Annotated in this window: 16 protein-coding genes; 3 read left to right on the top strand and 13 right to left on the bottom strand. The window is 39.4% G+C overall.

Going from position 1 to position 24,952, the window contains the following annotated elements:
• The first annotated feature begins 110 nt into the window (after positions 1-110).
• The 3 genes from lysA (at position 111) to A7A78_RS15185 (ending at position 9,001) form a co-directional block, all read left to right on the top strand.
• Positions 111-1,316, top strand: coding sequence for a diaminopimelate decarboxylase (gene lysA, locus A7A78_RS02965; RefSeq protein WP_068760960.1), 1,206 nt, complete (start codon positions 111-113; stop codon positions 1,314-1,316).
• Positions 1,317-1,476: 160 nt separating this feature from the next.
• Entirely contained in the window at positions 1,477-1,668 is a 192-nt protein-coding gene (locus tag A7A78_RS02970; RefSeq protein WP_026451656.1) for a cold-shock protein, read from the top strand.
• Positions 1,669-1,828: 160 nt separating this feature from the next.
• Complete coding sequence (locus A7A78_RS15185) at positions 1,829-9,001, top strand: M36 family metallopeptidase (RefSeq protein WP_207489319.1); 7,173 nt, start codon at positions 1,829-1,831, stop codon at positions 8,999-9,001.
• A gap of 81 nt (positions 9,002-9,082) precedes the next feature.
• Here the strand turns inward: A7A78_RS15185 and A7A78_RS02980 are convergent, their stop codons facing one another.
• The 13 genes from A7A78_RS02980 to bshC form a co-directional block, all read right to left on the bottom strand.
• On the bottom strand, positions 9,083-10,024 hold the full coding sequence (locus tag A7A78_RS02980) for an NAD(P)H-dependent flavin oxidoreductase (protein ID WP_068760961.1): 942 nt from the start codon (positions 10,022-10,024) through the stop codon (positions 9,083-9,085).
• A complete protein-coding gene (locus tag A7A78_RS02985) occupies positions 10,024-11,658 on the bottom strand; it encodes a S8 family peptidase (RefSeq protein ID WP_094746017.1) in 1,635 nt (544 codons plus the stop codon). Before A7A78_RS02985 ends, A7A78_RS02980 begins: the two co-directional genes overlap by 1 nt.
• 8 nt (positions 11,659-11,666) lie before the next feature.
• A complete protein-coding gene (gene mnmA / locus A7A78_RS02990; RefSeq protein WP_068760962.1) occupies positions 11,667-12,857 on the bottom strand; it encodes a tRNA 2-thiouridine(34) synthase MnmA in 1,191 nt (396 codons plus the stop codon).
• A gap of 440 nt (positions 12,858-13,297) precedes the next feature.
• On the bottom strand, positions 13,298-13,987 hold the full coding sequence (locus tag A7A78_RS03000) for a toxin-antitoxin system YwqK family antitoxin (RefSeq protein ID WP_068760964.1): 690 nt from the start codon (positions 13,985-13,987) through the stop codon (positions 13,298-13,300).
• Positions 13,988-14,069: 82 nt separating this feature from the next.
• A complete protein-coding gene (gene yidC / locus A7A78_RS03005) occupies positions 14,070-15,956 on the bottom strand; it encodes a membrane protein insertase YidC (RefSeq protein ID WP_068760965.1) in 1,887 nt (628 codons plus the stop codon).
• Positions 15,957-16,055: 99 nt separating this feature from the next.
• Entirely contained in the window at positions 16,056-17,675 is a 1,620-nt protein-coding gene (locus A7A78_RS03010; protein ID WP_068760966.1) for a CTP synthase, read from the bottom strand.
• 111 nt (positions 17,676-17,786) lie between these two features.
• Positions 17,787-18,437: a spermidine synthase gene (locus tag A7A78_RS03015; protein ID WP_068760967.1), complete on the bottom strand. Its 651-nt coding sequence runs from the start codon at positions 18,435-18,437 to the stop codon at positions 17,787-17,789.
• On the bottom strand, positions 18,434-18,661 hold the full coding sequence (locus A7A78_RS03020) for a DUF3820 family protein (protein ID WP_068760968.1): 228 nt from the start codon (positions 18,659-18,661) through the stop codon (positions 18,434-18,436). The genes A7A78_RS03015 and A7A78_RS03020 overlap by 4 nt, the downstream gene beginning before the upstream one ends.
• Entirely contained in the window at positions 18,648-19,178 is a 531-nt protein-coding gene (locus A7A78_RS03025) for a DUF922 domain-containing protein (RefSeq protein ID WP_068760969.1), read from the bottom strand. Before A7A78_RS03025 ends, A7A78_RS03020 begins: the two co-directional genes overlap by 14 nt.
• Positions 19,179-19,250: 72 nt before the next feature.
• On the bottom strand, positions 19,251-19,655 hold the full coding sequence (locus A7A78_RS03030) for an OsmC family protein (protein ID WP_068760970.1): 405 nt from the start codon (positions 19,653-19,655) through the stop codon (positions 19,251-19,253).
• On the bottom strand, positions 19,652-21,553 hold the full coding sequence (locus A7A78_RS03035) for a LysM peptidoglycan-binding domain-containing protein (protein WP_165593540.1): 1,902 nt from the start codon (positions 21,551-21,553) through the stop codon (positions 19,652-19,654). Before A7A78_RS03035 ends, A7A78_RS03030 begins: the two co-directional genes overlap by 4 nt.
• A 51-nt stretch (positions 21,554-21,604) precedes the next feature.
• Positions 21,605-23,134 (bottom strand): glutamine-hydrolyzing GMP synthase, encoded by a 1,530-nt coding sequence (gene guaA, locus A7A78_RS03040; RefSeq protein WP_068760971.1) that lies wholly within the window; start codon positions 23,132-23,134, stop codon positions 21,605-21,607.
• A gap of 154 nt (positions 23,135-23,288) precedes the next feature.
• A complete protein-coding gene (gene bshC, locus A7A78_RS03045; RefSeq protein ID WP_068760990.1) occupies positions 23,289-24,884 on the bottom strand; it encodes a bacillithiol biosynthesis cysteine-adding enzyme BshC in 1,596 nt (531 codons plus the stop codon).
• Positions 24,885-24,952: the final 68 nt, after the last annotated feature.

A 24,952-nucleotide genomic window follows, 5' to 3' on the forward strand; every position in this document is an offset into this window, starting at 1 on the left:
GAAATTTCCAAAGAATTATTGAAAATGAAAAATTAAGTAATTATTAATGAAGTAATTGCCAAGACATCCCTATTTTTGCGCCTTAATTTTTAAAAATTTATTCAAAAAAGATGAAAAATCAAGACCTTTTGGCAATTGCCCAAGAATTCGGAAGCCCTGTTTATGTTTATGACGCCGCTAAAATTGAAAAGCAGTATAAACGTTTAACCAGTGCTTTTGATAAGGTGGAGAGTTTGAGAATAAATTATGCAGTGAAGGCACTTTCAAATATTTCAATATTGAAATTGCTCATAAATATGGGAAGTGGTTTGGACACTGTTTCCATACAGGAAGTGATGCTTAGCTTGGAAGCTGGTGCAAAACCTGAGGATATAATCTACACACCCAACGGAATTTCATTGGAAGAAATTGAAAAAGCCGCAAAATTAGGCGTGCAAATAAATATTGACAACCTTTCCATTTTGGAGCAATTCGGGACCAAGCATCCTAAAACTCCGGTTTGTATTCGAATAAACCCGCACGTTATGGCTGGTGGAAATGCAAATATTTCTGTGGGACACATTGATAGTAAGTTCGGGATTTCAATACATCAGATGCCTTTGCTGAAAAGGATTGTTGAAAATACTGGAATGAACATCAATGGAATCCATATGCACACGGGGAGTGATATTCTTGATATTGATGTTTTCCTTTATGCTTCGGAAATACTTTTCAACGCTGCTGAAAATTTTGAAAATCTTGAATTTATCGACTTCGGAAGCGGATTTAAAGTTCCCTATAAAGAAGGCGATATTGAAACAAATGTGGAAGAACTCGGGAAAAAACTGAGCAAGCGTTTCAATGATTTCAGCAAAAAATATGGTAAAAAACTAACTTTAGCTTTTGAACCAGGCAAGTTTTTGGTAAGCGAAGCCGGACAGTTTTTGGTAAAGGTAAATGTAATAAAGCAAACAACTTCAACTGTTTTTGCTCAGGTTGATAGCGGTTTTAATCATTTAATTCGTCCGATGCTTTATGGTTCTCAACACGAAATTTCAAATATTTCCCGTCCGCATGGCAGGGATCGTTTTTACACCGTTACAGGTTATATCTGTGAAACCGATACGTTTGCGAACAACCGCCGTATTCCAGAATTGCACGAGGGTGATATTCTTTCTTTCCATAATGCGGGCGCGTATTGCTTTACTATGGCCAGCAATTACAATTCCCGTTATCGTCCCGCTGAAGTGCTATGGTATAAGGGGAAAGCGCATTTAATTCGTAAAAGGGAGACTTTTGAGGATATCCTAAAAAATCAAATTGCTGTGGATTTATAAATGGAGAAACGATATTTTTTTTAGATTTATTAAATAAATCAGTTAAAATTTTAAGTATCGAATAAAATTTTAAGTTTTTAAAATAAACAATCCTAAAAAGCTAATTTGTCAATTTTAATAGTATCTTTGCCACTTATTATAAATTTTTTAATTAAATACAATGAACAAAGGAACAGTAAAATTCTTCAACGACACCAAAGGTTTTGGTTTTATCACTGAAGAAGGAACCAACAAAGAACATTTTGTACACATTTCAGGCCTAATCGACGAAGTTCGTGAAGGTGACGAAGTAGAATTTGATCTTCAAGAAGGCAAAAAAGGATTGAACGCGGTTAACGTAAAAGTACTTTAATATACGCAACACTTTTTTAAGACAAAGCCTCCCATTCGGGAGGCTTTTTTTTTGATCAATTTTTTTGAAATGAAAACTAATTTGAAATTTTCTGATGACAAGTGGCTGATATTTACGATTTTATTCTAAATTTATAATACTAACTAAATCAAATTTCAAAATGAAAAGATCAACACTACTCTTATTAGTGTTGTGCATGCTGACTATTCAGCTATCTGCGCAGCACAAAAATCCGGAAAAAGAAAAACAAGCAGCACAACAGGCCACAAAACCTTCAACAACTTCGCTAGAAAAAATTATTACACAAAAAAGTGACTCTTATGTAGTCACGAATGAAAACGTAAGTAAAAAGAGTGGTATTCGCCACGTATATTTACGACAAGCCATTAATGGGTTGGAAGTTTACGGAACAGAATCAAGTGTTCATTTTGATAAAACTGGAAAAGTTTTAACAGAGCACAATAAGTTTTTGGCTGATGTGCAAGCCACCCTTAAAAATAGCGCACAGGGAATAGATGCCCGTGCTGCTATTGCTGCGGTAACCAACCAAATGGGCTACAAAATTTCCAATCTGCAGGAAATAAAAAGCATCGGCGGTAAAAATAAAGCTGCCGTTTTCAATAAAGCGGATATTTCTTTGGTAGATATTCCTGTTAAATTGATGTATTACTATAGGGAAGGAATAGGCACACAATTGGTTTGGGAGCTTTCAATTGCTGAAAAAACATCTACTGATTGGTGGAACTTCCGAGTGGATGCCGTTACTGGAAAAATAATTGATAAAGAAAACTGGACTGTTTCCTGTAATATTATGGACGGCCATAATGAACATTTCCACGGGGAAGAAGCTGTCGCAATACCAACAATGATTGGGCCTCTCAATGAAAATGAAGCAACAAAAAAATACAATAAAACTTCTAAAAATATTGTTTCTGAAGTTGTGCCAGCTTTAGTTGGGGGCTACAGAGTGTACGCAATGCCAACGGAATCACCAAATCATGGCCCGCGTACGTTACAGAACAATCCAGATAATGCAACTGCATCTCCTTTTGGGTGGCATGACACAAATGGTGTTGCAGGACCTGAATTTACTGTTACTACAGGGAATAATGTGGATGCCCATAAAGGCTCCGATCGCCCTGATGGAACAGCGTCTTTAATTTTTGACTTTCCTATTGACTTAAATCAAAATCCAGCCTCAAACACAGCTCCATATATCACAAATTTATTTTATTGGAATAACATAGTTCACGATGTATTATATCAATATGGTTTTGACGAGGTAAGTGGTAATTTTCAGGAAAATAACTATGGAAATGGCGGTGCTGGATCTGATAGCGTAAATGCTAATGCTCAAGCATCCGGAAATTGTAACGCCAACTTCGGTACTCCTGCCGATGGCTCAAACCCTACTATGAATATGTTTTTGTGCAACAATTCAACTCCGTCCCATGATGGTGATCTTGATGCAGGGGTAATTGTGCACGAATATGGTCATGGGGTTTCAAATAGACTTACAGGAGGTCCTTCCAACGTTGGGTGTTTAAATAACCAAGAGCAGATGGGTGAAGGATGGAGCGATATCTACGGCTTAATATTGACTATTGAACCAGGCGATACGGGTACTGACGCCAGAGGGGTAGGAACTTATTTGTTAGGTCAGCCTATTACTGGGAATGGTGTAAGAACCCAACGTTACAGTACAGATTTCGCGGTTAACAACCATACTTATAACGATATTATAACAGCTGTAGCACCTCACGGAGTTGGGGAAGTTTGGGCTACTATGTTGTGGGATATGACTTGGGGAATTATAGGAACAGATGGCTTTGATCCAGATGTTTATAATGGTACTGCAGGAAACAATGTTTCCCTTGCACTTATTACAGAAGGATTGAAATTGCAGCCATGTAGCCCAGGCTTTGTAGATGGTCGTGATGCAATATTAGCGGCTGACCAAGCATTATATGGAGGTGCTCACATTTGCACCATTTGGGAAGCTTTTGCTAGAAGAGGTTTGGGATACAGCGCTAACCAAGGTTCTTCCGGAAGCAAAACGGATGGTACTGAAGCATTCGATTTGCCACCAACTTTTTCAGGATTAGATACTGTTGACGAAGTTTGTCTTTCCGATGGAATTCAAACAGGGCTTTCAGGCGGAAATCCAAATGGAGGTGTTTATAGTGGTGCAGGTGTAACCGATGATGGCAATGGAATGACTTTTACATTCGATCCAACAGTTGGAGGGCCAGGCTTAGTTACAGTTACTTATACAGTAAATGATTTTTGTACAGGCACACCAACAGCTATAACAGATGATATTAATGTAACCAATGATCCTCCCGAAATTGTATGTATGGGTTCAGGGAATATACCAATGACCGGCTCACAATCCAGTAGTCCAGGGACAGCAATCCCAGATAATAATCCAACGGGTGTTACGGTAACTATGAATGTTACCGAAAATGTTTCCATGACGGATTTAGATGTAAACTTAAACATTTCGCATACTTGGGTTGGTGATCTTATCGTAACAATAAAATCGCCAACCGGAACAATAGCTACAATTATAGATAGGCCTGGAGTTCCTGCAACAACATTCGGATGTGATGGAAACAATATAGTAGCTACCTTGGACGACGAGGCGGCTGCTCCAGTTGAAAATGTTTGCGCAGGATCGGTACCTACAATTAGTGGCTCATTCACACCAAACAATCCACTCTCTATTTTTGATGGAGAAAACACTATGGGTATTTGGGAGCTAACAGTTTCTGATAATGTTGGTTCAGATACTGGAACCATAAACAGTTGGGGAATAGATTATGATTATGAAGTAATTGCCCCAGTATTGGATGTTACCCTCGACGGTAGCGGAAATGCAACTGTAAATGCTGAAGATTTATTATACAGTGTTTCTGTGGATTGTGGAGGCTATACAGTATTAGCAGGAAGTCCATTGGCGGCAACGGTTAGTTTTACTTGTTCAGATACAGGCTTAAATACTGTTGCTGTTGAAGTTACAAATGATAACGGTGCAGTTTCAACCTGCTCTGCCATTGTAAACGTAATTGGCAGTGGCGGCGGAGGCGGCGGACCCTTTGTTTGTCCTGGCGATATTACCCAAGACAACGATCCAGGGATTTGTGGCGCAGTTGTAACCTATACCGTTGAAACTCCTTCGGGTGGTTGTGGTGGTGGTTCTGGGCCTTTGGCGACTGGGGTTGCAACTTTGGAATTAATTTCTTCCGCAGGGGGAACTGGAAATAGATCTGGAGTTAGCTATAATCCATCAGCAGACAGGTACTATAGTGTAAATGCAGGTTCGTCTGGTTATCCTGTTGATTGCTTTGATGGCACCACCGGAGCTATTATTAGCAATATTACAAGTGGTTTTGATTATAGAGGTGCTTGGTGGAATCCTTCCTTAAATCAATCTGAAGGAAATGGATTTGATATAGCCGGAATTGTTCTTACGAATTTAGCGGGTGATTGTCCTAACGGGACAACAACCCCAATTCTTCCGGTAAATCAACCCGATGGCCAATCTTGTGGTGATTTAGATTATGACAACAATGAAATAATCTACTATAATGCAAGCTCCATCACACAAGTGGACAGAGCTACAGGTACCACAAATGCAACATTAGCACTTTCTGGTACACCTGGAGGTTCAGCCTATGCATTAAATTCTGTAGGATATACAGGGGTAGTCGGGTATGAGTATGCAATCTATGATAACACAACCCAATCTGTTCATTTATATGATCGCGCAACTGGCGCTTATGCTGCTGCAAGTTCAATTGGTTTGACTACAACTAACTACGGTTTTGCTTATGAAAATGGCCAGGCTTGGATATACAATAACAACAGATGGAACGGTTTTACCATTTTTGCTGCCGCAAGTGGAACCATCACCCAAACAGCAGGTCTTCCAAGCGGAAGCACTTTCCCTGTTGGAACAACTACCAATACTTTTGAGTATGACGATGGTGTAAATCCTGTTCAAACCTGTTCTTTTGATGTAACCATAAATGATGCTGAAGCGCCAGTAATTACGTGTCCGGGTGACATTACGGTAGATAATGATCCGGGAGTTTGTGGTGCTTTGGTAAACTATACCGTTACAACTTCAGATAATTGCTCATCGGGCAGTTCAAATTCAATAACATACACCTATACTGGATCTGTTGAAACTTTTACAGTTCCTCCAGGTGTTACAAGCATTTCTATTGAAGCTTGGGGAGCATCTGGACAAGATTTCACGGTAGAACAATATACACCAAGTACAGGTGGTTTAGGCGGCTATGCAAGTGGTGACCTTACTGTAACTCCTGGAGATATCATTTCAATTTATGTTGGCGGTGCTGGTGCAGATAATAGTGCTGGATATAATGGAGGTGGCTTAGGCGGTTATGGAACTCCTTCAGACGGATGGGCTGGACGTGCCGGAAGCGGTGGTGGAGCCTCAGATGTAAGAATTGGAGCTGCAACATTAACAGATCGTGTGCTTGTTGCCGGCGGCGGCGGCGGAGGCGGTCGAGATTATGTAAATGGAACTTGCCAACCCTGCGGAATGGGCGGAAATGGTGGTGATGGAGGAGCCTTAATTGGCATTGATGGGCAAGACCCTACAGATCCAATTTATGGATTTTATTTTAATCCTGGCGCTGCAGGTAAAGGTGGTACACAAGCCACTGGAGGTGCTGGTGGAGATGGCCCTCAAGGGCCGGACGGAATGCCTGGTGTATTAGGAGTTGGAGGAATAGGAATTGATGGGGTTTATTCTCTTGCCAGTGGCGGCGGCGGCGGCGGATACTACGGTGGTGGTTCTGGAGCTGGAGCTGATACTGGTTCTGGAGCGGCAGGTGCTGGTGGAGCAGGAGGCTCTTCTTATATTGATGGTGTTGACAATGGAGTAACCTTGGCCGGAGTTAGATCTGGCGATGGAGAGATTGTAATATCTTATGAAACACTATTATTAACTCAGACTGCAGGGCTTCCTTCTGGAAGTACATTCCCTGTAGGAACCACAACCAATACGTTCGTGGTAACCGACGGAGCAGGAAATACAGCAACCTGTAGTTTTGATGTTACGGTAAATGATACAGAAGCTCCAGCAATCACTTGTCCTGGAAATATAACTCAAGATAATGATCCTGGAATATGTGGAGCTGTTATAACCTATACCGCTCCGGTTGGAACTGATAATTGTTCAGGTTCAACTACAGTTCAGACTGCTGGTTTGGCCTCAGGTTCAACTTTCCCTGTTGGAACAACAACCAACACATTTGTAGTTACTGATGCCTCGGGCAATACAGCAACCTGTAGCTTTGATGTTATAATAAATGATAACGAAGCTCCTGTAGCAAATTGCGCCGCACCATTTACCATTCAACTGGATGCCAATGGAATGGCAAGTATTACAGCCGTCGATATTGATAATGGCAGTACAGACAACTGTGCAATTGCAAGCACAAGCATAGATGTTACAGATTTCACTTGTGCCGATGTAGGTCCAAACACAGTTACACTAACGGTAACCGACGTTAACGGAAATTCAAGCACTTGTACCACTGTTGTAACGGTAGAAGACAATGTAGCACCAACGGCAGTTTGCCAAAACATAACTGTTTATTTGGACGCTACTGGAAATGTTTCCATTGTTGCAGGAGATGTTGATGGAGGCAGTACCGATGCCTGTGGAATTGCAAACACTTCAATTGATATTACAGATTTCACCTGTGCAGATTTAGGTCCAAACAACGTTACCCTAACGGTAACTGATGTAAACGGAAACACTAGCACTTGCATAGCTGTAGTTACAGTTGAAGATGATATTCCACCCACAATAGCTTGTCCTGCGGATGTTACCGCGAATACAGACCTAGGAATGTGTAGCGCAATAGTGAATTTTCCAATGGCAATAGGATTTGATAATTGTAGTGTAACAGTTTCCCAAACAGGTGGCCTTGCAAGCGGAAGTGCTTTCCCTGTTGGGGTAAATACTGTTGAGTTTACCGCAACAGACGGTAGCGGAAATACTGCAGTTTGTAGCTTTACTATAACAGTTGTTGATAATGAAGCGCCAACAATGGTTTGCCAAAATATCACAATTCAATTGGATGAATTTGGTAACGCATCTATAACCACAGCTGACGTTGATGGAGGTTCTACTGATAATTGCGGAATTGCAAGCATGTCGGTAAGCCCGAGTACATTTGACTGTAGCGATGTAGGCGATAATCCTGTAGTGTTAACGGTTACCGATATTCACGGAAACTCAAACACTTGTACAGCAATAGTAACTGTTGAGGATGTTACCCCTCCTGTTGCAGTTTGCCAAAACATTACAGTTGAATTGGATCCAGTAACTGGAACGGTAACTATTATGGGAGCAGACGTTGACGGCGGAAGCACCGATGCCTGCGGAATAGATACTTATACTTTAGATATCGATACCTTCGATTGTTCAAATGTAGGCGACAACACAGTTGTGCTTACGGTAACAGATGTTAACGGAAACGTTAGTACCTGTACTGCAATTGTTACGGTGGAAGACAATACAAATCCAGAGCTAGTTTGTCAAGACTTTACTTTGGAACTTGGCCCTGACGGTACAGCAATGTTAGATCCTAATGATGTAATAGCAAGCAATACCGACAATTGCGGAATTGCAACTGTTGCTGTTGATATTAATGAATTTAGTTGTGCCGATATTGGAACACCAGTAACAGTTCAAGTATTCGCAAGTGATGTGAACGGTAATTTAAGCACTTGTACTGCCGTGGTTACTGTGGTAGATCTTTTGGCGCCAGTACTTACTTGTCCTGCCGATCAAACTGTTGATCCAGGCCCCGGCAACTTATTCTATATTGTTCCAGATTATTTTGCAACGGGTCAAGCAACAGCAATTGATAATTGTACAGACCCTGTTACTATACTATCACAAAGTCCTGCTGCTGGTACTCCATTATCTGATGGGGTCTATACCATTACGCTTACAGCGGAAGACGAATATGGTAATGTATCAACCTGTACTTTTGAACTTACCATTGAAAGTATCTTGGGTGTGGACGATCATAGCAATGATTTTGGAAGCTTACAGATGTATCCAAACCCAGCCAAGAATACAGTGACTATTGGAAATCCACAAAGCCTTTCTCTTGAAAGTCTAAGTATTTTCGATATAAGAGGAAGAATGGTAAAATCAATCGACCTTAGAAGTATGGGAACCCAGAAAACAATTGATGTTTCTGAAATGGCTGCCGCTACATACCTGGTTATTATTCAAGGTGAAAACGGACAGACAACCAAAAGGCTTATCAAGGAATAAGCATTAAGTTTTAATTAAAAAGAAAACCCTTCCGATTAAATTCGGAAGGGTTTTTTATATTGTGAATATTTATAGGAAATTTTAAAGACCAGAAACTTCTTTTTTGGCAATTTCAAATTCGGCGACCATATCTTTCAGAATTTGGGGCGCAGGTTTTATATCGTGGATAAGCCCAGCAATTTGACCTATTTCCAATTCACCTTCCTCTAAATCGCCTTCAAACATTCCCTTTTTTGCACGGGCGCGACCCAAATGATTGATTAAATCTTCTTTGGTAGGGCCAGTTGTGTAGAGTTGTATTACACTTTCAAAGAATTTATTTTTTAGCATCCTAACAGGTGCCAATTCTTTTAAAGTAAGTTGGGTGTCACCTTCTTTAGCATCTACAACCATTTTTTTAAAAGAGTGATGCGAGGAAGCTTCTTCTGAGGCTACAAAGCGACTTCCCACTTGCACGCCGTCTGCACCCAAAACCATTGCTGCCAACATTCCGCGACCTGTGGCAATTCCGCCAGCGGCAATCAAAGGTATTTCCAACTGTTCCTTTACCATCGGAATTAAGGTGAAGGTTGTTGTTTCTTCGCGACCGTTATGTCCGCCAGCCTCAAAACCTTCGGCAACTACTGCATCAACGCCAGCTTCCTGGGCTTTTAGGGCAAACTTCACACTGCTAACTACGTGAACCACGGTAATTCCGTGTTCCTTCAGTTTTGAGGTATATGTCTTTGGATTTCCCGCTGAGGTGAAAACTATTTTTACGCCTTCCTCAATAATGATATTGATAATTTTGTCAATATCGGGATAGAGCATAGGGACGTTTACACCGAAAGGTTTATTGGTTGTATTTTTACATTTCAGAATATGCTCCCGAAGAATTTCAGGATACATAGATCCTGCGCCCAAAAGTCCCAAGCCGCCTGCATTTGAAACAGCACTGGCAAGCCGCCAGCCGCTGTTCCAAATCATTCCGGCTTGAATAATAGGGTATTGAATATTAAAAAGTTCGGTAACCCGGTTTTGCACTACTTCTTAATAATTTTATAGCTTGTTGTTTTGTTGTTTGAAGTGATTGACGCAATATACATTCCAGAGGAAAGACTTGAAACATCAATAGTGTTCTTTAAAGCTGTAATTCTTGTTTGAAGAATTTTTTCGCCCAAAACGTTGTAAAGTGAAAACTCAGCATTTTCAGCAGATTTCGGGAAAGAAATATTGATTTGTGTAGTTACGGGGTTTGGATACAATGCAAAGTTATTATCAAGAAGTTGTTCCTCATTGCTCAAAGTCAAAAGATAATTCAGTGCATCTCCAAAATTTGGAACGCCATAACCATATTCATCTGTAGGATTGTTATATCTATCAGCAGATTCACGGATGGCTTGCATCACTACATCATTTTTTAAGTGGGGAACCGCTGACCATAATGAAGCTACCGCTCCTGCTGTTATTGGGGAGCTAAATGAAGTTCCACTTGCAGTAGTAACATTACCGTTTTGACTAACAACTGCAGCATCTAAACCTTTGGCCATTACATCTGGCTTTATAACTCCAGCTGAATTCGGTCCGCGCGAACTGAAAGAAACATAATTTTCATTGGCATCAACAGCACCAATTGTAAATGAACCAGGAGCATCGGATGGTGTTGCTACATATCCGAAATCATTTCCAGCATTTCCGGCAGATACAACATTTATCATCCCTTTATCAAACCCAGCATTAGAGCCACGAGCGGCAATTGTTGTTTGTCCATCCAAGTCTGGGTATTCGTGATCAAAGCTAAGATTATCAAATGTTTGGTAGCTTAATGATGTATTTGTAACATAAACCCCTAAACTATCTGCACGCTCTAAGGCTTCTACCCAATAGGCTTCTTCCGCGGGTGATTCACTATTGTCATCTTCTGTAACATATAGATAATATGAAGCGCCTGGAGCAGTGCCCACAAACTGACCGTTTAAAAAACCTGCGGCATCACTAAAAGTTGAAGCCCCGTGGCTTCCAGTTCCATTTGGGTTTTCCACACGTGCAACAAAATCATACCAACCCAATAGTCTGCCCTCATTTCTTAGCGTGGCATACGCAGGATTGCTCAATACATTTGGGTAGCCATTATCCATAAAAGCTACAATTATATCCTGACCTGTAAAATCATTTTCATGTAGATAATCTACATTTATCATTTCTGTTTGATTTGTGGCACTACCATAATTATAAATAGGTCTTGAAGGAAATTGGTTTTCAACTTCAAATTTGTTCGGGGTAAATTGCTTCCCACCAGTTGGTCTGTTTAAGGTTTTATCGGCAAACTCAATATCCGTTACAAAAGAAAGATTCAAGAGATTGTTGATATTGGTTTCAGTACCACGAACATAAACTGCGTTTAGCCATTTTGACTTGGCAAGAACTGAAATTCCAGGAGAAGCCTCAATAGCAGCTTTGTAAGTTTCATTCAAAGGCACATCGCGGTCATCAATCATTATTCCTTGGGTATCTTTTCTGTCAAGGGCTGCTTGTGTCAAAATTGTTATGGGATCTGCCAACGCTGCGGAAACAACAGCTGGATCTTTAGCTTCTAAAAACACCAAAGCATCCTCTGTCTGTGCAAAACTAAAGGTGGAAACAAAAACAATAAACAATAGGGATAATTTTTTCATCATAGATTTTTTTAAGAGATAACGCCACTTCCCAAAAGCTCTTGGCCATTGTACCATGCTACAAATTGACCTTCGGTTATTGCGGATTGTGGTTTGTCAAATATAATATAAAGTCCGGAAACTGTGCGGTGTAAAGTTGCTTTTTCCAAGGGTTGCCTATAACGGATACGTGCCATAACTTCCATCTTCTCTTCTTCAGCTAATTTGAGATCTTCCCGTATCCAATGTATTTCTTCGTTTTTAACAAAAAGTCCGCGACGGTATAAACCTGGATGATCTTTTCCTTGGCCAGTATAAATTATGTTTTCGTTAACGTCTGTTGCAATCACAAAAAGCGGTTCTTTGGTTCCGCCTACGGCCAAACCTTTTCGCTGGCCTCGTGTGAAATAATGCGCCCCGTGATGGATGCCAACCTGCTTCCCGTCTACTTTGGAATATTTTCTTTTGGCAGAAAGGTATTCGAATTTTTCCTCTTCGGAAGAAAACTCTTGTTTGGTTCTTTTATATTCTGAAAAAGTTGCTGGTACCTCTACAATGGCTCCATCTTTTGGTGCTAACTTTTGCTGAAGAAATTCTGGCAATCTCACTTTTCCTATAAAACACAACCCTTGTGAATCCCGCTTTTCGGCAGTAATTAGGTTTTGTTCCGAAGCTATTTTCCGAACTTCAGATTTTAATAATTCCCCAATAGGGAAGAGGGTTTTTGAAAGCTGTTCCTGCGAAAGTTGGCATAAAAAGTAGGATTGGTCTTTATTTGGATCCTTTCCGGCGAGTAATTGATACACTTCAGTACCGTCTTTTTCAAAAGTGCCTTTTCTGCAATAATGACCCGTTGCCACAAAATCTGCACCCAAACTAAGGGCAATTTTCATAAAAACATCAAACTTTATCTCGCGGTTGCAAAGCACGTCTGGGTTTGGGGTTCGTCCCATTTGGTACTCCCGAAACATATAATCAACAATCCGTTCTTTATATTCTTCGCTTAAATCAACAGTTTGGAAAGGTATGCCAAGTTTTTCAGCAACCAGCATAGCGTCATTACTGTCTTCCAGCCACGGGCACTCGTCTGAAATAGTTACTGAGTCATCGTGCCAATTCTTCATAAAAAGGCCAATAACATCGTAGCCTTGCTCCTTTAAAAGATAGGCTGCAACGCTGGAGTCAACACCTCCACTTAATCCTACGACTACTCGTTTTTTCATAAAGTTTTATGTGCCTGCAAAGATAAGAAAAGTGATCAGTATTCAGTTTCAGTATTAGTAGTTACCTATGATTGTTTTTGGATTAACTTATTTACTTCTTTCTTGTTGGGCATCCACAGCCACATACCAATTATACCAAAGAATAAAATTAAGAATGTATTGTTTGATTTAGATTTTTTCTCAAGCGGCATTTTTTTCCAAATAAACCAAATAAAAATTGCCGCGATACTATAATGAATCCCGAAAATTACCCATTGGAGATTATAAAATTTAAACCATAAAACGTCACGGGTAAACATCAAAAGTATGTTTGCCAATTCTATAATTGTTAGACCTATTAAGAGAAATTTTAATTTTTTTAAATCGCTCCTTAGTTTTATAGTTTCATCTTTCAAATTATTCCAAATATTGGGTTTAATTTCTTGGAAATATATGGAGGGTTATTTGTCTTTTTTAGGAAATGTTTCTTCCAAAACCACTTTGCCGTCTTTGTAGTATTTCCAAAGCCCGTGCTTTTTGTCGTCTTTATAAAAGCCTTCTATAACAACATTTCCAAAGGCATCATAATAAAATGCTTGTCCCTGTAGTTGGTCTTCTCTGTAAAGCAATTTTTTTAGAAGCACTCCTTCCGGGGAGTAATAATTATCCTCACCTTCCTTTACACCATTTTTATAAGTGATTTCTTCGGTGATTTTTCCGCTGGGATAATAAGTTATCACTTTTCCTTCCAATTTTCCGTTGCTGTAATTTTCACGCGTCATTACATTATTGGACTTTTCGTGATAGTAAACCCATTCGCCAATGCGGTCTTTATCCTTCATTTTTCCTTCGCTGACGAGTTTTCCCTTAATAGTGAAATATTTCACTTCAGCAACGTCATCTTTACCGTTGAATTTTTTTATTACGGTAGGTTTGTCTTTACATTCCTCGCAATAAAACTTGAATTCACCCACTTCTTTTCCGTGCTCAAAAGTGCCTTCGTACCGAAGTTGGGTTGTGCCTTCATAGTTTTTTTTCCAAACTCCGTGGCGTTTTCCCTGCGCATCCATTTGATTGATTTCGCTTTGCGAAAAAGCATTCAAGGAGCAGAAAAGTATTCCGAAGAAAAGGATAAAAGCAATTTTTTTCATTGTTTCATTTCATTTACTTAAAAAAGTAAACGTTGAATTTTCAGTTCTATTTTCAAGTTAATTTTCAAAAGTTAGCCAAAACCTATCGTTTTCCGCTTTTTTTCTGTTGCTCAGCCTGTTCCATCATTTCAGACATTTTGCGCTGAAACTTGTTTTGTTTTTTTGGCTGTGCTTTTTTCACTTGAATTTTTGCGTGAATTTTGTCTTCATCAATAATGAAGTTCTTTATTACAAGCATAATACCAATGGTAATGAGGTTTGAAATAAAATAGTACAACGAAAGTCCACTTGCGTAGTTGTTGAAGAAAACCAACATAAACAATGGCGAAAGGTACATCAGGAATTTCATGTTCGGCATTCCAGGCTGTTGCTGCTGTTGCATGTTTTGGCCCATAGTCATCATCATATAAACAAAGATGGCGATGGATGCCAAAATAGGGAATAAGCTAACGTGATCTCCATAAAATGGAATGTGGAAAGGCAATTCCGCAATGGTATCATAGCTGGAAAGATCATCCGCCCAAAGGAAACTTTTCTGCCTTAAGTCAAAAGCCGAAGGGAAGAACGTAAAGAGCGCATAAAACACCGGAATCTGCAATAGTGCTGGCAAACAACCTTTCAGCGGACTTGCGCCAGCAGAAGTTTGCAACTTCATGGTTTCCTGTTGGATTTTAAGCTTATTGTCTTTGTATTTTTCTTTTATTTCGTCCATTTCAGGTTTCAAAACCTTCATTTTTGCCTGTGCCAAATACTGTTTGTATTGAACAGGTGAAAGCAAAAGTTTTATAAGAATTGTCAAAACAATAATGGCTATTCCGGCAGGAAGGAAATCAGTTAAAAAACCAAATACTGGAATAATGATGTATTTGTTTATAATTCCAAAGATTCCCCAACCAAGAGGCATGGCTTCGTCAAGATTACGATCGTACTTTTTGAAAATCTGATAATCCGACGGGCCGTAATACATATTCATATTGTAGGCCAAAGCGCCATTTTTAGGCTCTAAAAGCATTTTTGCGCCGTACTGTTTTGTGTAAACTGTATCTACTTCCTCGTCTTTCACTAAATCTACAGAGGTAAGTTTCACTTCTTTAAAAGGTGTGTCCGTCAGCAACATAGAGCTAAAGAAATGTTGGCGGAAGTTCATCCAAGTAACGTCTTTTTCAAGTTCGTCATCTTCCCCGGTAGGAGAAAGTTTTGAATGCTTCTCATCATCATACTCATACGTCAATCGCGAGTAACGGTTTTCATATGAAATGCTTTTCGCGTGGCGATACCCTTTTAACTGCCAATCTAAATACATCGGCTGCGAAGTATTAATAACACCGTCCAAACCTTGGCTGTTGATGCTGAAATCCATCATATATTCTCCTGGGTGCAAGGTGTATCGGTATTCAATAAACCCGTTTTCAGAAGTTTTTAGCTTCATGGAAAGCACTTGGTCTTCACCATTTTTGCTTAAAGTAGGTTCAAAATATAAATCTTGTGAGTTTAAAGTTCTGTTTTCTGCTGAAAACTGAAGGTTTAATGAAGCGGTTCCGTTTTTTATCAAATAGATGGGAACGGAATCATACTTATGAAAATCTTTTAATAATGCTTCCGTGATATAACCCCCTTTGTTACTGATCTCTAACTTTAGGACGTCATTTTCCAAGACAGTTTTAGCATCAGTTGCTGAAGGAAGCGTTCCTGAATATGCAAAAGAACCGAGTTTATTCTTTAGTTGCTCATAAGCCAAAGAATCTCCAGGTTTCACAGAATCCATGGTGTCAGAAGTTGCTTGCGCAAGTGTAATGTCTTGCTTGGATTTTTCAACTTGAGCCTTTTCTTTTGCAGCGGCTTCTGTCTTTGCTTTTTCCGCTTGAAGTTCTTCTTCGGTTGGTTTGTTTAGGTATAACATCCAAATTAGGATTCCACCGATTAATAAAAAGCCTATGAGTGAGTTAAAATCGAATTTCTTTTGTTCCATCTTTTATTTCTTCTTTTGAACTAATTCAAAAGTGTGTTATCGTTAATTTTAGTTGGCAGGGCAATAATCCCGCCTTTTTTAGTATTGCGTCAAATTGTCTTATTTCTTTTTTGAGGAATGTTCGTGCACTGCTTTAACAAAAGCCACAAAAAGTGGATGCGGATTGGCAACGGTACTCTTGTATTCAGGGTGATATTGAACGCCTACAAACCAAGGGTGGTTTGGTATTTCAACAATCTCCACTAATTCCGTATCTGGATTTATACCGGTTGCAATCAAGCCTGCTTCCTCAAATTGTTCACGATATTTATTATTGTATTCATATCTGTGACGGTGACGTTCCTCAATGGTCTTTGATTTGTATATTTTGCTTACGATGCTGCCTTTTTTCAAATCACACTTCCAAGAGCCCAAACGCATGGTGCCGCCCATGTTGGTAATGTTTTTTTGATCTTCCATAATACTTATTACGGGATTTTTGGTCTGCGAATCCATCTCTGTACTGTTGGCGTCTTTCAGTTTTAGTACGTTTCGGGCAAATTCTATTACAGCCATTTGCATTCCCAAACAAATTCCTAAGAATGGTAAATTGTTTTCACGCGCGTATTTTACAGCTGCAACTTTCCCTTCAATACCACGCTCCCCAAAACCTGGAGCGACTAAAATACCATCGAGCTTTGATAGTTTTTTACCGATAGTTTTGGCGTTTATATGTTCAGAGTGGATGAATTCTACTTTTACTTTCACTTCGTTTTCAGCGCCAGCATGGATGAAAGCTTCAAGAATGGATTTGTAGCTGTCCTGCAATTCCACATATTTACCAATAAGTCCAATATGAACGTCGCCTTTTGGATTTTTGTGTCTTTGAAGAAATTTGTTCCACTGTTTTAAGTCTGGTTTTTTGGAATCCTTCAAATTTAATTTCTGAAGCGTAACCGTATCCAAACCTTCCTCAAGCATCATATTGGGCACGTCGTAAATGGTGGAAGCATCGATGGATTGTATAACTGCTTCTTCCTTCACATTACAGAAAAGCGCAAGCTTTCTTCGTAAATCTTTGGAAAGTTCATGCTCGGTTCGGCAAACCAAAATATCTGCACGTATTCCGCTTTCCATCAATGTTTTTACGGAGTGTTGGGTTGGTTTTGTTTTCAATTCCCCAGCGGCGGAAAGGTAGGGCACAAGTGTTAAATGGATAACCAAGGCGTTATCATCGCCCATTTCCCACTTCATTTGGCGCACAGCTTCAATATATGGCAATGATTCAATATCGCCCACGGTACCGCCAATTTCAGTGATGATTATATCGTAATCGCCTGTATTTCCAAGCAATTGCACGCGTTCCTTAATTTCGTTTGTAATGTGTGGAATAACCTGCACGGTTTTTCCTAAAAATTCACCACGGCGTTCTTTTTCAATTACACTTTGGTAAATTCTGCCTGTAGTAACGTTGTTTGCTTGGGAAGTATTTACGTTCAAAAAACGCTCGTAGTGGCCCAAATCAAGATCGGTTTCGGCGCCGTCATCGGTTACGTAACACTCGCCATGCTCGTATGGATTCAACGTTCCCGGATCCACATTTATGTATGGATCCAATTTTTGGATGGTTACACGGTACCCTCTGGCCTGCAATAATTTAGCCAGCGATGCCGCAATAATTCCTTTTCCTAAAGATGATGAAACCCCGCCCGTAACGAAGATGTATTTTGTAGTGCTCATAAATGCCTTTGCTGAAATAACTATACGGGATGCAAAGGTACATTTTATTGTGGAAAGCAGGAAAGGATACTGGTTAATTGTTAACAGTTAATTTAAGTTTGTCAAATTAATTTACTGCATCAGTTTTTGTCCTACTATTAAAGTATTCGTACCATTTACTTTTGGTAGTATTTGAAGTTTAAAATTATCTCCAAAATAGGAAGTTACTGATTCAAGAGTGTTTGAATTTTTTTTGAGGTTCATCCCAACGTTGAATATGAATGAACCTTTATTTTGAATTGAATTTGCTAAATTTTCGCAAAATTCTTTTCCATAGAAAATAGGAGGAACGTTGGTATCTATAAAAAGATCAATGATTATAAGTTGGAATTTTTCCGTGGAATTTTTTATGAATTGAAACGCATCACCTTCAATAATTTGAAGTTTTTTAGAAGGGATAGTGCCAAATTCCTCTTTGGCGAGTTTTATAACTTCCGGGTCAATTTCAACGGCAACAATGTTTTTTGTGTACTCAAAAGTATTCCGAAGGGAATGAATAACACTGCCGCCGCCCATTCCTAAAAGCAATATGTTTTCAACTGCGTTTAAATCAACTTTTGTGAGCCCAATTTCCAGTATTTTTTGAAGCGAACCGTAGGAATAGTTTGCATTTTCGGTATCCAAAACCTTTTTTCCATTCACATAAGTAACCTCTAAAGTACCGTTTATTGCTGAAGGAAATCGCCGTGTAGTTGGCCAAATGTAACTGAAAAGCTTCTTCATTTTTTTATAAGCTTTTGAAGCAATCCTTCCAAGCCGTTTAATTTCAGTTCATACATTTCGGCCATCATCCGCCCCAATTTTCCCTCGGGAAAACCTTTCTGTTTGAACCATACAAAATAGTATTCGGGAATGTTTGCCAAATAATAACCTTCGTATTTTCCAAAGGGCATTTTGTAGTTTGCCAGTTCCACCAAGTGGCTTGGGTTTGGGTTACTTCCAAGCATCGTATTCGGCAAGTTGATTGGCAATATATTTCTGCCAGAAAGCTTCTTTTTCCTCATTGCGGGAATGGTCAGTCTCAGCGTCAAATTTTGTTTGCATCGCACGTCTTTTTTGTTCCACTTGCTGATAGATTCCTTCAATTTCAGATTTTACTTTTTTGGAAAATTTTCTTCCCTCAAGATTTTTTCGAAGCATGCGTGCGTGAAGTTCCGAAATATCAAAATGTGCCTGTTCGTGTTTTAAAATATAGGGACTTACTCTTTCCGGAATATACCAAGAACCTTCAGGAGCGAAAAAACTTTGAACCGAATATTCCACATCTACCGCTCCATTTTTTATGGAATAGGAATAATGAAAACTAATACCAGTATTGGTACTGGCCACAAAACTGGCACTGCGAACGGGTTTTCCGCGGAAATCTTCCCAAGATAATTTTTGGTTTTTATTCCATATAATCTTTTCCGGATTGTTTTGCGGGAAGAGAAATAAGGAAAATATAAAAGCGAAAAGTAGTTTCATAATAAAGTGAAATCAAAAACAATACCTAAAATGAAGTTCTCGACTGCGCTCGAACGGACAATTGAGGATTTTTTATTCCCAATTAAAAGTAATCACTCTTTCAATATCTGGATGCAGGCTATAATGAACAGGACAAGTGCGTGCTGTATTTTCAAGTATTTTTTTTGATTTATCGTCTATTCCGGTAGGAAAATTTAAAACCACTTCAATTTTTGAAATTCGGCGTGGGTCTGCAGCCATAGTTTTGGTGACCATTGCCGTGGTGCCGTCCATGTTCACTTTCATGTCGCGTGCCTTTATGCCCATCATGGTTATCATACAATTTGCAAGTCCTGTGGCAACAGTATCAGTTGGGGAAAAAGCTTCCCCTTTCCCATTATTGTCTGTTGGGGCATCCGTGATAAATTTGCTGCCCGATTTAAGGTGTTCGTTTTCGGTGCGAAGATTTCCGAGATAAGTTACTTTGGCGGTGCTCATTCTACTACTTCAAATTTAAGTTCGTCGTTATATTTTAAAATATAGGCAGCTTCGTTGCAGTAACCTTCGGTGTTCGATTTCTCGTAACGGAATTTATTTTCAATATAAACGGTTTCGCTCTCGGGCATTATGGCGTCATAAATATCTTTTTCCGAAGCCAAACGGAGCAATACATCATAGGTTACATCAAAGCCGCGAATAGCATATCTGTTGGGAAGCACGCCGTATTTATTTTTGTAGCTAATCAAAAACGGATTGCGGTCATCTTCTGAAATATTCTTATTTACTGATGGAAAGGTAAAGTTCAATTTTGCCAAACGCGTACTGGAAACCTCGTGCCATTCATAGGCTTCGTTTCTATCCAAAGTGAATAAACGGACTTTATAATTGGCTGGCATGGCTGCAAGTACGTTCACGGCACTACTCACCAACACTGGGTTTGTGGATTCAAGAATTACCCAACTTTCCCTTCCTTCCGAAGCTACTGCCGTAATATCGCTAGCTTGAATATAACCGCCGCCCCTAGGTGATACTGTTTTAGCTTCAGGTATTGCAGCTTGTATCATTTCGCGCTGTTTCGCTTTTTTTGAATCTGAAATAATGATGATGTTTTTACCATCGCTATGATCTTTAATAAAACGAATCATCTTTTTTTGAAGCACGGCGTCTGTGGGAAGTGTTTGAAACAGATTGTCATTCATCGCCATCTCTCTATTGCTCAAAGGTGAAAAGACCGGGATTTTTTCATCTTTCAACATAGCTGAAGCTTTTTCCACATTTTTTTGGAGTAGTGGCCCAATTACGGCATCCACATTTTTGAATTCGCTTTTTGAAATGATTGAAGCTACTTTACTATCACTTTTTTCGGTGTCATAAACATTCAATGTTACCGAAATACCTTTGTCCTTTGCAAATTCTGCCGCCATTAATGCTCCGCTATAAAAATCCAAAGCCACGCGAAGGGTCGGGTCTTTTTTTAGCCAGTCTTGGTCATTTCCTGTAGAATCTGTTGCGGTGCGTGTTAAACGAAAAGGAAGCATTAACGCTACCGTTTTCATCTTTTTGTTGTCGATTCTATTTTCAAGATTGACTACTGATATATCTTCCTGTGAAATTGTATTTTCTTCTTTTGGTATTTTTAAAATCATTCCATCCTTCAACCCATCCTTTGCATAAGGATTTAGTGCAATAACTTCTTCTTCGGAAAGCCCAAATTTTGCTTTTAACCTATAAAATCCTTCTTTCGGTTTTACTTCGTAATACTGAAAATTCTCGTCGTCAATTTCAGCATTTTCAATTACGGTTTTATCGGGAACGATAAGCACGGAGCCAAGCTTTAAACTTTCGCCTAAGTTTGGGTTTAAATCTTCAAGTTCGGCAATGGATATTCCAAATTTTCTGGCAATGCCAAACTTTGTTTCTTTTGCTTGAACGGTATATTTCTGTGTTCCGGGTAAAGTAGTTTCAGTATTGGAACCGTTGGTTTCACTATTATTGCCCTTTGCAGGAATCAATAAGTTTTCTCCTTTTTTAAGTCCACGGGAATAAAGATCTTTATTCAGTTTTTTTATTTCGTCAACGCTTACATTGTACAATTGTGCAATTCCGTATAGTGTTTCCTTCTTTTTTACTTTGTGTTGGCGGAAATTGTTATTGTTTGTGCCAGAACTAATAACGCTGTTTGAAGGAATAATAAGCACACTGTTTACCTTCAACCCATTTTTTGCATCTGGATTGAGGTTGTAAATGGTTTCTTCAGAAATTCCATATTCCTTAGAAATACTGTAAACCGTTTCGCCTTTTTGAACCGAATGGCTTTTGTATTGCTGCTGCGCTACCGAGCCACAGCTTACCATAAAAAGGAAGGTTACCGAAACGTATATTAAACACTTCAACATAGAGATAATCAATTTTTTAGATTTGCCAAACATAGTCTCGATTTCAATTTGTTATTCCCACTCGATGGTCGCGGGCGGTTTAGAGCTGATGTCATAGACTACTCTATTAACGCCTTTCACGCGGTTTATTATATGGTTGCTCACTTCCTGTAAAAATTCATAGGGAAGATTTACCCAATCTGCGGTCATTCCATCTGTGGATTCAACGGCGCGTAAAGCAACTACTTTTTCGTAAGTACGTTCGTCGCCCATTACGCCTACGCTATTCACAGGTAGTAAAATTGCTCCTGCTTGCCACACCTTATCGTAAAGTTCCCACTTTTTCAAGCCGTTTATGAATATTGCGTCAACCTCTTGTAATATACGAACTTTTTCGGACGTAATATCGCCCAAAATTCGAATTGCCAAACCTGGCCCGGGGAAAGGGTGTCTGCCCAATAATTCGGGGTCAATGCCCATTTCTTTTCCAACGCGTCTCACTTCATCCTTGAAAAGCATTCGCAAAGGTTCCACGATTTTCAGTTTCATAAAATCAGGCAATCCGCCTACGTTATGGTGACTTTTTATGGTAACCGAAGGGCCGTTCACTGAAACACTTTCAATAACATCTGGATAAATTGTTCCCTGCGCCAACCAATCTACTCCGGTTAATTGATGCGCTTCATCATCAAAAACTTCTATAAATGCGTTGCCAATGGCTTTGCGTTTCCGTTCGGGATCGCTTTCGTTTCGCAAAGCTTCCAAAAAGCGTTCCGAAGCATCCACACCTTTTACGTTCAGCCCCATATCCTTGTATTGGTGCAGCACGTTTTCAAATTCGTTTTTACGAAGCAAACCGTTGTTTACGAAAATACAGAATAGGTTTTTGCCGATGGCTTTGTTCAAAAGAATTGCCGCAACCGTAGAATCTACGCCGCCACTTAAACCAAGTACTACCTTTCCGTCGCCAATCTGCTCTTTTAAAGTTTCAACAGTAGTTTCAACAAAAGCTGCGGGTGTCCAGGTTTGTGGCACTTCGGCAATATTTACTAAGAAATTTTCAAGCAACTGCTTGCCGTGGGTGGTGTGATATACTTCCGGATGAAATTGTATGGCATACGTTTCCTCGCCTTCAATTCTATAAGCAGCGTTTAGCACATCAACCGTGCTCGCCAAACGCACCCCGTTTTCGGGAAGTTGCGCAATGGTGTCGCTATGGCTCATCCACACGTTTGTGTTTTCGGGAATATCCTTAAAAAATGCCTCGCCAGATTTTATCATGGATAGTTTTGCCCTTCCGTACTCGCGTATGTTTGAAGGTTCCACGCTTCCGCCGTTGAAATGTGCCAAATACTGAGCGCCATAACAGACCGCCAAAAGGGGTTTGTGGCCGCGAATCTTTGAAAGGTATGGGTGGGGCGCATCTTCCGCGCGAACGGAAAACGGACTGCCCGAAAGGATTACGGCCTTAAACGGGTCAAGGCTATCCGGAATGTGATGGTAAGGGTGAATTTCGCAGTAAATGTTCAGTTCCCGCACGCGTCTGGCGATAAGTTGGGTGTACTGCGAACCAAAATCTAAAATGAGGACGTTGTTTTGCATAGGCAAAAATACTTTAAATATATAAGTTGGTTAAATGGTTGAGTGGAATTTTTTTATGATATTTATTTTGTCAGGTCGAGCGCAGTCGAGACCTCATTCGGATATAAAAACTGATAGTTCTCGACTGCGCTCGAACTGACATTTAAAAGCTTTTTCATAATTCTAATACAGTAAAATTTGTGTCAAGTGGTTTCAAATTTTCTTTCAAAATGTCAAGTAAGTTTTCTCCATATTCCAAATAAAACTCAGAAAAATTAACCTGGCGTTCCTGCAAACTATGGTTTGGAAACAATTGGGTTTGAATATTTTTAACCCGTTCCAATTCTTCGGAAAGATTGCGCTTTTGGGCTTTTAGCAATCGTTTTTCAAGATTGTCCAAACCGTTCAATTGCTTTTTTTCTTGCGCGCCAACGGCTCCCAAAAACGATGCGTCGGTTTTTTTTGCCAATTCGTATAAATCCTTAAACTGTTGTTTGAGGAAATCTTTCTGTTTTGAAAAATCTATATCTATTTTTGAAATTTCCTTTGTGTGTTTAGTCATTAATTCGTGCTGCGGAAGAAATAAATCTTCAATCGAAACATTTAGTTTTTGCAATTTTTCAGAAAGCATTTTAGGAACCAAAAGCACAGAATTACGTAGTAACAAAATAGGGAAGGGGACTTCCACTTTATTGAAATAATCCTTTAGCTGAAACCAATACGCCAATTCCCCGCCGCCACCAATGTAACAAAGATTTGGCAAAATTTCTTCTTGATACAACGGACGAAGCAATGCATTAGGCGAAAACCGTTCAGGATTTTCGTGGAGTTCCTTTAAAATTTCTTCTTTTGAAAAAGATATATCGGTTTCATTTATAAAAAACCGTTCTCCCCTTTCAACAATCCGTTCTCGAAGGTTTTCCTTTAAATAGAAAAGATTTATTTCCCTGGGATGTACTTGTTCAGAAAATCCAAAAACAGTAAGCTTTTTAGTAGTTTCCGAAACTTTTTTAAAGCTGAGGTTTTCGGTCAGTTCCTTTTCTGCATAGGGAATAAAACATTTTTTCAACTCATCATCATTTCCGTCAACTATAACCAAACCGTGATGATAAAAGAGACAATTGGCCAAAAATCGAGTGGCATCGGCAAGGTTATCGTGTTTAGTATAAGCGTCTGAGAAATAGGAAATCAACTTTTTGGCATTTTCGCTTTCGCCAAATTCCTTTTTCAATTGCTGTTTCACTTCCTTTAAACCTTCGGTGGAAAGCTCTCCAACTGCGCCGGAAGCTTTTCTGTCCCATTTTACCTTTTTCCCAAAAAGATTGAAATAATTGATCTCCTCAAAATCGTGGTCTTCCGTAGCCATCCAATAAACGGGTACAAAATGGTTTTTTGTGTAGGTTTTGTTTAACTCTTCAGCAAGGTTTATGGCTGAAAATATTTTATAAAGAAAATAAAGCGGCCCGGTAAAAAGATTGAGCTGATGCCCCGTGGTTATTGTAAATGTTGTATGTTCCCGCAACAAATCTATATTGCTTAGCGTAGATTGCGAAATGGAATTGTCGCCATACTGAAACATAATCCGTTTCGACAACAAATGCCGTTTTTCATCCGTAAAATTCTTTTGCTTTTCCGTTAGTTGATGCTTGAAATTTTCCAAGTTCGGAAAGCGATTGTAAAAAGGTTTGAAACTTTCATCTTCAGCGAGGTAATCGCATATCAATTTTGAAAAATACCCTGTATTTTTATACGGAATGGAATGCTTTGGCATAGGTTCTTTGGAAAAAGTCAAACAAAAATAACCGTTTTATGTGGGTCGCAGGTTTAAAGATACGTTAA

Origin of the sequence: Aequorivita soesokkakensis (assembly GCF_001641085.1) — a bacterium.
Taxonomy (GTDB): domain Bacteria; phylum Bacteroidota; class Bacteroidia; order Flavobacteriales; family Flavobacteriaceae; genus Aequorivita; species Aequorivita soesokkakensis.

Bases quoted from the DNA above. Each gene is read 5' to 3' on its own strand.
- A7A78_RS03010 (WP_068760966.1), bottom strand. From the start codon at position 17,675: ATGAGCACTACAAAATACATCTTCGTTACGGGCGGGGTTTCATCATCT.
- A7A78_RS03020 (WP_068760968.1), bottom strand. From the start codon at position 18,661: ATGCTTGGAAGTAACCCAAACCCAAGCCACTTGGTGGAACTGGCAAAC.
- yidC (WP_068760965.1), bottom strand. From the start codon at position 15,956: ATGGAACAAAAGAAATTCGATTTTAACTCACTCATAGGCTTTTTATTA.
- A7A78_RS03025 (WP_068760969.1), bottom strand. From the start codon at position 19,178: ATGAAACTACTTTTCGCTTTTATATTTTCCTTATTTCTCTTCCCGCAA.
- A7A78_RS03000 (WP_068760964.1), bottom strand. From the start codon at position 13,987: ATGAAAAAAATTGCTTTTATCCTTTTCTTCGGAATACTTTTCTGCTCC.
- A7A78_RS03030 (WP_068760970.1), bottom strand. From the start codon at position 19,655: ATGAGCACCGCCAAAGTAACTTATCTCGGAAATCTTCGCACCGAAAAC.
- mnmA (WP_068760962.1), bottom strand. From the start codon at position 12,857: ATGAAAAAACGAGTAGTCGTAGGATTAAGTGGAGGTGTTGACTCCAGC.
- bshC (WP_068760990.1), bottom strand. From the start codon at position 24,884: ATGCCAAAGCATTCCATTCCGTATAAAAATACAGGGTATTTTTCAAAA.
- A7A78_RS02985 (WP_094746017.1), bottom strand. From the start codon at position 11,658: ATGATGAAAAAATTATCCCTATTGTTTATTGTTTTTGTTTCCACCTTT.
- A7A78_RS15185 (WP_207489319.1), top strand. From the start codon at position 1,829: ATGAAAAGATCAACACTACTCTTATTAGTGTTGTGCATGCTGACTATT.
- guaA (WP_068760971.1), bottom strand. From the start codon at position 23,134: ATGCAAAACAACGTCCTCATTTTAGATTTTGGTTCGCAGTACACCCAA.
- A7A78_RS02970 (WP_026451656.1), top strand. From the start codon at position 1,477: ATGAACAAAGGAACAGTAAAATTCTTCAACGACACCAAAGGTTTTGGT.
- A7A78_RS03035 (WP_165593540.1), bottom strand. From the start codon at position 21,553: ATGTTGAAGTGTTTAATATACGTTTCGGTAACCTTCCTTTTTATGGTA.
- lysA (WP_068760960.1), top strand. From the start codon at position 111: ATGAAAAATCAAGACCTTTTGGCAATTGCCCAAGAATTCGGAAGCCCT.
- A7A78_RS03015 (WP_068760967.1), bottom strand. From the start codon at position 18,437: ATGAAGAAGCTTTTCAGTTACATTTGGCCAACTACACGGCGATTTCCT.